The following is a 5,588-nucleotide window of genomic DNA, read 5'->3' as shown; positions in this document are numbered from 1 at the left end:
CTGCCGCAATTCCACGTCCACCCCGGCAGTGGGCTCGTCGAGCACGATCACCGGCGGCTTGTGCACCAGGGCGAGCGCCACCAGCACGCGCCGCTTCATGCCGCCGGACAGCGCACGCATGTTGGTCCGCGCCTTCGAGGTAAGGCCGAGCCGCGCGATGATCTCGTCGATCCAGGCATCGTTGTGACGCAGACCGAAATAGCCGGACTGGATGACCAGTGCCTCGCGCACGTTGAAGAACGGGTCGAAGACGAGTTCCTGCGGCACCACGCCGAGCGCCCGCCGCGCCTGCCGGTAGTGCGCGATCACGTCGAAGCCGTTCACCCGCAGCGCGCCGCTGTCGGGAATGCACAAGCCGGCCAACGTATTGATCAGGGTCGTTTTGCCAGCGCCGTTCGGCCCGAGCAGCGCGAAGAACTCGCCCTCGTAGATGTCCAGGTCGACGCCGTCGAGCGCCTGCACGGCACGGAAGCGCTTGCGCACGTCGCGCACTTCGATCGCGGACATCGGAGGACGCGATGGCTAAGGTGCGGTTTGCGCGCGTGCCTCCGCGCGCGGCAGCAGGTCGAGCACGCCGTACAGGGTACCGAGGCTTTCCAGGTTGGCAGGCAGATTGAGGTAGACGATCTCGCGCTTGTGCGCCCGTGCTTCCCGCAGCCACTCGATCAGGAGTCCCAGCGCAGCCGAGTCGATCTCGCCGACGCCCGCCAGATCGACCCGCGAGACGGGCTCATTGAAAAGCTCGCGGCCGCGCCGGAGCAGTGCGGCCGCCGAGCGCAGGGTCAGCGGACCGTGCACGCGGAAGCGGTCGCCGTCGCGATCGATCATTTGGCCGGCGCCGCCCTGGCCGCCGCGGCGTCACGATTCTTCTGCTGCAGGCTGGCGATGAGGCCGTCGATGCCGGAACGCTGCACCTCGTCGGAGAACGAGCCGCGATAGGTGGTGACGAGGCTCACCGCCTCGACGGTGACGTCGTACACCTTCCAGCCGTTGGGCGTCTTTTCCATGCTGTAGTCGACGGCGATCGGCTGCCCGCCGTCGGTGCGCATGATCTGGCTTTTCACGGTGACGTCGGTGGCTTGCGGCTCCATCTTGAAGGGCTTGAACTCGACCGTCTCGTTCTTGTACTTGGTGAGCGAACTGCCGTAGGTGCGCACGAGCAGGTTGCGAAACTCGCTGACGAGCGTCTCGCGCTGCTCGGGAGTGGCCTGACGCCATCCCTTGCCGACCGCCAGCCGCGTCATCTTGTTGAAGTCGAAATTCGGCAGCACCTTCGCCTCGACGAGTTCCGTCACGCGTTTCGGATCGGTGCGGATGTCCTGGTTGTTGCGCAGGACCTCCAGGACCTCGTCGGTCGTGGTCTTGGCCAGCACGTCCGGCGGAAGGTCGGCGGCAGCCATGCCGGTGGCCGACGCCAGGAAGATGCCGAGGAGGAACGAGAAAATCACATGCTTCATGGACTTCACTCCGCTGTCTGGAACGATTGCGATGCTACTGCTTGGCGCCGGATTCCTGCGCCTTGTCGAACAGCACCTGGCCGATGAGCTTCTCCAGGACCACCGCCGACTGCGTCAGACGGATCACGTCGCCGTCCTTGAGCCGCTCGTCGTCGCCGCCCGCTTCGAGGCCGACATACTGCTCGCCGAGCAATCCAGAGGTCTGCACCGCGGCCGTCGTATCCTTGGGGAACGGGTAGCGCTCGTCGATCTTGAGGACGACGCGTGCGACATACTTCGCGGTGTCGAAGCCGACCGAATCCACGCGCCCGACCATCACGCCGGCGCTGCGCACCGGCGCCCCGGCCTTGAGGCTGCCGATGTTCTGGAACTCGGCGGAAACTGTGTATTCCCGGTCCGGCCGGAAGGACGTGCTGGCATTGCTGACCTTGAGCGCCAGCAGGACCAGGGCGACGAGCCCCAGGGCGACGAAGATGCCGACCCAGAGATCCAGGGTCGCTCTGCTCATTCTCAACCTCCCATGAACATGAAGGCCGTCAGCACGAAATCCAGACCGAGGATGGCGAGCGACGAAGTCACCACGGTGCGCGTGGTGGCGTGCGACACACCCTCCGCCGTGGGCGGTGCGTCATAGCCCTCGAACACGGCGATCGCCGTGACGGCGATGCCGAACACGATACTCTTGATGACGCCGTTGACGATGTCGTCCCGGAAGTCGACGGCGCTTTGCATCTGCGACCACCAGGCGGCGCTCTCGACGCCGATCGTCACCACCACGACGAGGTAGCCGCCGAAGATGCCGACGATGCTGAAGAGCGCGGCGAGCAGCGGCATCGACAGCACGCCGCCCCAGAAGCGCGGCCCGACCACGCGCGCGATCGGGTCGACTGCCATCATCTCCATCGCCTGCAACTGCTCGGTTGCCTTCATGAGGCCGATCTCTGCCGTGATCGCAGAGCCGGCCCGACCTGCAAAGAGAAGAGCCGCCACCACCGGCCCGAGTTCCCGCACCAGCGAGAGCGCAACGAGCGAGCCGACCGATTCCGAGGAGCCGTAGCGCTGCAGCGTGTCGTAGCCCTGCAGCCCGAGCACCATGCCGACGAACATGCCGGAGACGACGATGATGACGAGCGACAGGACGCCGGCGAAGTAGATCTCGCGCACCGTGAGCTGGAAGCGCCGGAAACTGGTGGCCGAGCGCAGCAGCACGAGCAGGAAGAAGCGGCTGCCGTAGCCCAGGCGAGTGATGCCGTCGATGACGCGCTCGCCCAGCAGCCGCAGGCTCGAGGCGGCACTTTCAAGCACGCGAGGGCTCCAGGGCGAGGTCTTCGCCGATGTCGGGGCCGGGATAATGGAACGGGACCGGCCCATCGATGTCGCCGTGCACGAACTGGTGCACGAACGGTTTGTCGCTCGACCGGATCTCGTCCGGCGTGCCCTGGGCGACGACACCCCCGGCAGAGAGGAAATAGACGTAATCGACGATGAGCAGCGACTCGTGGACGTCGTGCGTCACCAGGATGCTGGTCGCGCCGAGCGCGTCGTTCAGCTTGCGGATGAGGTTGCCGGTGACCGAGAGCGAGATCGGATCGAGACCGGCAAACGGCTCGTCGTACATGATGAGCATCGGATCCATCACCGTCGCCCGTGCCAGAGCGACGCGACGCGCCTGGCCCCCGGAGAGCTGCGCCGGCATCTTGTCGGCAGCATTGCGCAGGCCCACGGCGTGCAGCTTCATCAGCACCAGGTCGCGGATCATCGATTCCGGCAGGTCGGTGTGCTCGCGCAGCGGGAAGGCCACGTTGTCGAAAACGGTCATGTCGGTGAAGAGCGCGCCGAACTGGAAGAGAAAACCCATGCGGCGGCGCAGGGCAAAGAGATCCGCCTGTTTCAGGTCGGGCACGAGCCGGCCGCGAACCTTGATCTTGCCGCTGCGCGGTCGCAACTGGCCAGAGACGAGGCGCAGCAGCGTCGTCTTGCCGCTGCCGCTGCCGCCCATGATGGCAACCACCTGGCCCCGACGGATCGTCAGGTCGAGGTCGCTGAAAATGGGGCGTCCGCCGTAGTCGAAGGTGACGTCCTCGAGTTCGACGAGATTTTCGGATTTCATCCGTGAGGGCGAAAAATCCTGCATTCTAGGATATTGCGGGTCGATCCCCAACCCTGAACCCGTTTCCATCGCGCTCGCAGTTGCGCCATGCAAGCCCGGGCGCGTATCGTCGGTGCCGACTTGCCCGGATGACACGGCCAACGTTTCGATGAACTCCCCCGCCCTCGCCTTCGACCAGGTAACCAAGCGCTTCGGCAGTAACACCGCGGTGGCGGACCTCACGCTCGAGGTGGCGCCCGGCGAATCGTTCGCGCTGGTCGGCATGAATGGCGCCGGCAAGACCACCCTGCTCAAGTGCCTGCTCGACTTCTGCGAACCGGATGCGGGAACGATCTCGATCTTCGGCGTTCCCCATCGCGAGACACGCTCCCGCGCCCGATTGTCGTTCCTTCCCGAGCGCTTCACGCCACCCTATTTCCTCACCGGGCGGGATTTTCTGCGCTACATGCTGGCGCTGCAGAAGGTCGCCTACGCCGAAGATGCGGCACGCGCCACCCTGAATGCGCTCGATCTCGACCATGCCGCGCTCGACCAGCCGGTGCGTGCGTTTTCCAAGGGGATGACGCAGAAGCTCGGGCTTGCCGCGTGTTTCCTGTCGGGCAAGGACCTCTACGTGCTCGACGAGCCCACCAGCGGTCTCGATCCGAAAGCCCGCGCGCTGCTCAAGCGGCGCCTCGGGCTGCTGCGGGAAGCCGGCAAGACGGTTTTCTTCACGTCCCATTCGCTCGCCGACGTGGAGGAGATCGGCGACCGCCTCGCCGTGCTCCATCTCGGCGCGATCCGCTTCGTGGGCCGGCCCGCCGACCTCAAGGGTGAACATCAAGCGACGAGTCTCGAGGAAGCGTACTTGCGTTGCATCGATGCGAGTCTCGATGCCCGAACCCGGTTTTCGCCCGTGTGACGGATTCCCGTCGATCTGGCACAATTTTCTTGCCGCCTCCCCGCAGTTCGGTCAGGACGAAGGAATCACCGTGGAAACAACCCAGCGTGCAAAGCCCAGCCTCGTCATCGTCGATGACGATCCGCTCATCACCGATACCCTGAACTTCGTCCTCTCGCGCGACTTCGACGTCATGGTTGCGCAGTCGCGGACCGAGGCAAAAAGCATCATGCGACAGCTCGACGAGCCGCCGGAGCTCGCCCTGATCGACCTCGGACTGCCGCCGACGCCGCATCGCCCGGACGAAGGCTTCAAGCTCATCACCGAGCTCCTGGCGTACTCCCGTAACATCAAGATCCTCGTGCTCTCCGGCCAGAACGACGAGGCGAACGCCCGCCATGCGCGCACGCTCGGCGCCATCGAATTCGTCGCCAAGCCGTGCGAGCCGGAACGGCTCAAGGACCTGCTGACCAAGGCGCTGGTCGCGCGTGAGGCCGAGCAGCGGGCAGGGCCGGGCGACATCAAGATCGTCGGCCAGAGCCTCCTCATCCAGAAGCTGAAGCAGCAGATCTCCCAGTACGCGAGCGCGCCGTTTCCGGTCCTCATCGAAGGCGAATCCGGCAGCGGTAAGGAACTCGTCGCCAACTCGCTCCACCTCCTGTCCGGTCGCGCAAGCAAGCCGTTCTTCGCGTTGAACTGCGCCGCCATCTCGCCGACCCTGATGGAGCCGACCCTGTTCGGCTACACGAAGGGGGCGTTCACCGGTGCGCAGCAACCCCGCTCCGGGTATTTCGAGGATGCCGCCGACAGCACCCTGTTCCTGGACGAGATCGGGGATCTGCCGCTGGAGCTGCAGGCGAAGCTCCTGCGCGTGCTCGAGAACGGCGAGTTTCAGCGCGTCGGCGAGACGCACACCCGGGTCAGCAACGCGCGTGTGGTCGCCGCTGCGAACAAGGATCTGCGTGCAGAAATGAAGGCCGGCCGCTTCCGCCCCGATCTGTATCACCGGCTGTCGGTGTTCACGATCTATTCACCGCCGCTGCGCGATCTGGGTGACGACAAGCTCCGCCTGCTCGAACATTTCGCCGAGTTCTACGCGCGCCAGGCGCACACCCCGCGCTTCGAGCTCGACCCTGCGGCA

8 protein-coding genes are annotated in these 5,588 nt (G+C 65.4%); 2 read left to right on the top strand and 6 right to left on the bottom strand.

Features of this window, described 5'->3' with window-relative positions; all coding sequences use genetic code 11:
- From JNK68_02630 to JNK68_02605, 6 genes are all read right to left on the bottom strand, one after another.
- The coding region (locus JNK68_02630) for an ABC transporter ATP-binding protein (protein MBL8539247.1) at window positions 1-507 on the bottom strand (507 nt) is incomplete at its 3' end.
- A 15-nt stretch (window positions 508-522) separates the two neighbouring features.
- Complete coding sequence (locus JNK68_02625; protein MBL8539246.1) at window positions 523-828, bottom strand: STAS domain-containing protein; 306 nt, start codon at window positions 826-828, stop codon at window positions 523-525.
- On the bottom strand, window positions 825-1,457 hold the full coding sequence (locus JNK68_02620) for an ABC transporter substrate-binding protein (protein ID MBL8539245.1): 633 nt from the start codon (window positions 1,455-1,457) through the stop codon (window positions 825-827). Before JNK68_02620 ends, JNK68_02625 begins: the two co-directional genes overlap by 4 nt.
- Window positions 1,458-1,491: 34 nt before the next feature.
- Entirely contained in the window at window positions 1,492-1,965 is a 474-nt protein-coding gene (mlaD, locus tag JNK68_02615) for an outer membrane lipid asymmetry maintenance protein MlaD (GenBank protein MBL8539244.1), read from the bottom strand.
- A 2-nt stretch (window positions 1,966-1,967) separates the two neighbouring features.
- Window positions 1,968-2,828 (bottom strand): lipid asymmetry maintenance ABC transporter permease subunit MlaE, encoded by an 861-nt coding sequence (mlaE, locus tag JNK68_02610; protein ID MBL8539243.1) that lies wholly within the window; start codon window positions 2,826-2,828, stop codon window positions 1,968-1,970.
- Complete coding sequence (locus JNK68_02605) at window positions 2,755-3,567, bottom strand: ABC transporter ATP-binding protein (GenBank protein ID MBL8539242.1); 813 nt, start codon at window positions 3,565-3,567, stop codon at window positions 2,755-2,757. Before JNK68_02605 ends, mlaE begins: the two co-directional genes overlap by 74 nt.
- A 148-nt stretch (window positions 3,568-3,715) precedes the next feature.
- Here JNK68_02605 and JNK68_02600 point away from each other — a divergent pair, with 148 nt between their 5' ends.
- Window positions 3,716-4,468 carry an ABC transporter ATP-binding protein gene (locus JNK68_02600; protein ID MBL8539241.1) on the top strand — a complete coding sequence of 251 codons (753 nt, stop codon included), beginning with the start codon at window positions 3,716-3,718 and terminating at the stop codon, window positions 4,466-4,468.
- On the top strand, window positions 4,440-5,588 hold a 1,149-nt coding region (locus tag JNK68_02595), incomplete at its 3' end, for a sigma-54-dependent Fis family transcriptional regulator (protein ID MBL8539240.1). The genes JNK68_02600 and JNK68_02595, both read left to right, overlap by 29 nt.

It is taken from the genome of Betaproteobacteria bacterium, from assembly GCA_016791345.1.
Taxonomy (GTDB): domain Bacteria; phylum Pseudomonadota; class Gammaproteobacteria; order Burkholderiales; family JAEUMW01; genus JAEUMW01.
The sequence above is the reverse complement of the archived record's forward strand: the minus strand, read 5'-3'. Positions and strand labels throughout refer to the sequence as shown.

Bases quoted from the DNA above. Each gene is read 5' to 3' on its own strand.
- JNK68_02625 (MBL8539246.1), bottom strand. From the start codon at position 828: ATGATCGATCGCGACGGCGACCGCTTCCGCGTGCACGGTCCGCTGACC.
- JNK68_02620 (MBL8539245.1), bottom strand. From the start codon at position 1,457: ATGAAGCATGTGATTTTCTCGTTCCTCCTCGGCATCTTCCTGGCGTCG.
- mlaD (MBL8539244.1), bottom strand. From the start codon at position 1,965: ATGAGCAGAGCGACCCTGGATCTCTGGGTCGGCATCTTCGTCGCCCTG.
- mlaE (MBL8539243.1), bottom strand. From the start codon at position 2,828: ATGGGCCGGTCCCGTTCCATTATCCCGGCCCCGACATCGGCGAAGACC.
- JNK68_02605 (MBL8539242.1), bottom strand. From the start codon at position 3,567: ATGAAATCCGAAAATCTCGTCGAACTCGAGGACGTCACCTTCGACTAC.
- JNK68_02600 (MBL8539241.1), top strand. From the start codon at position 3,716: ATGAACTCCCCCGCCCTCGCCTTCGACCAGGTAACCAAGCGCTTCGGC.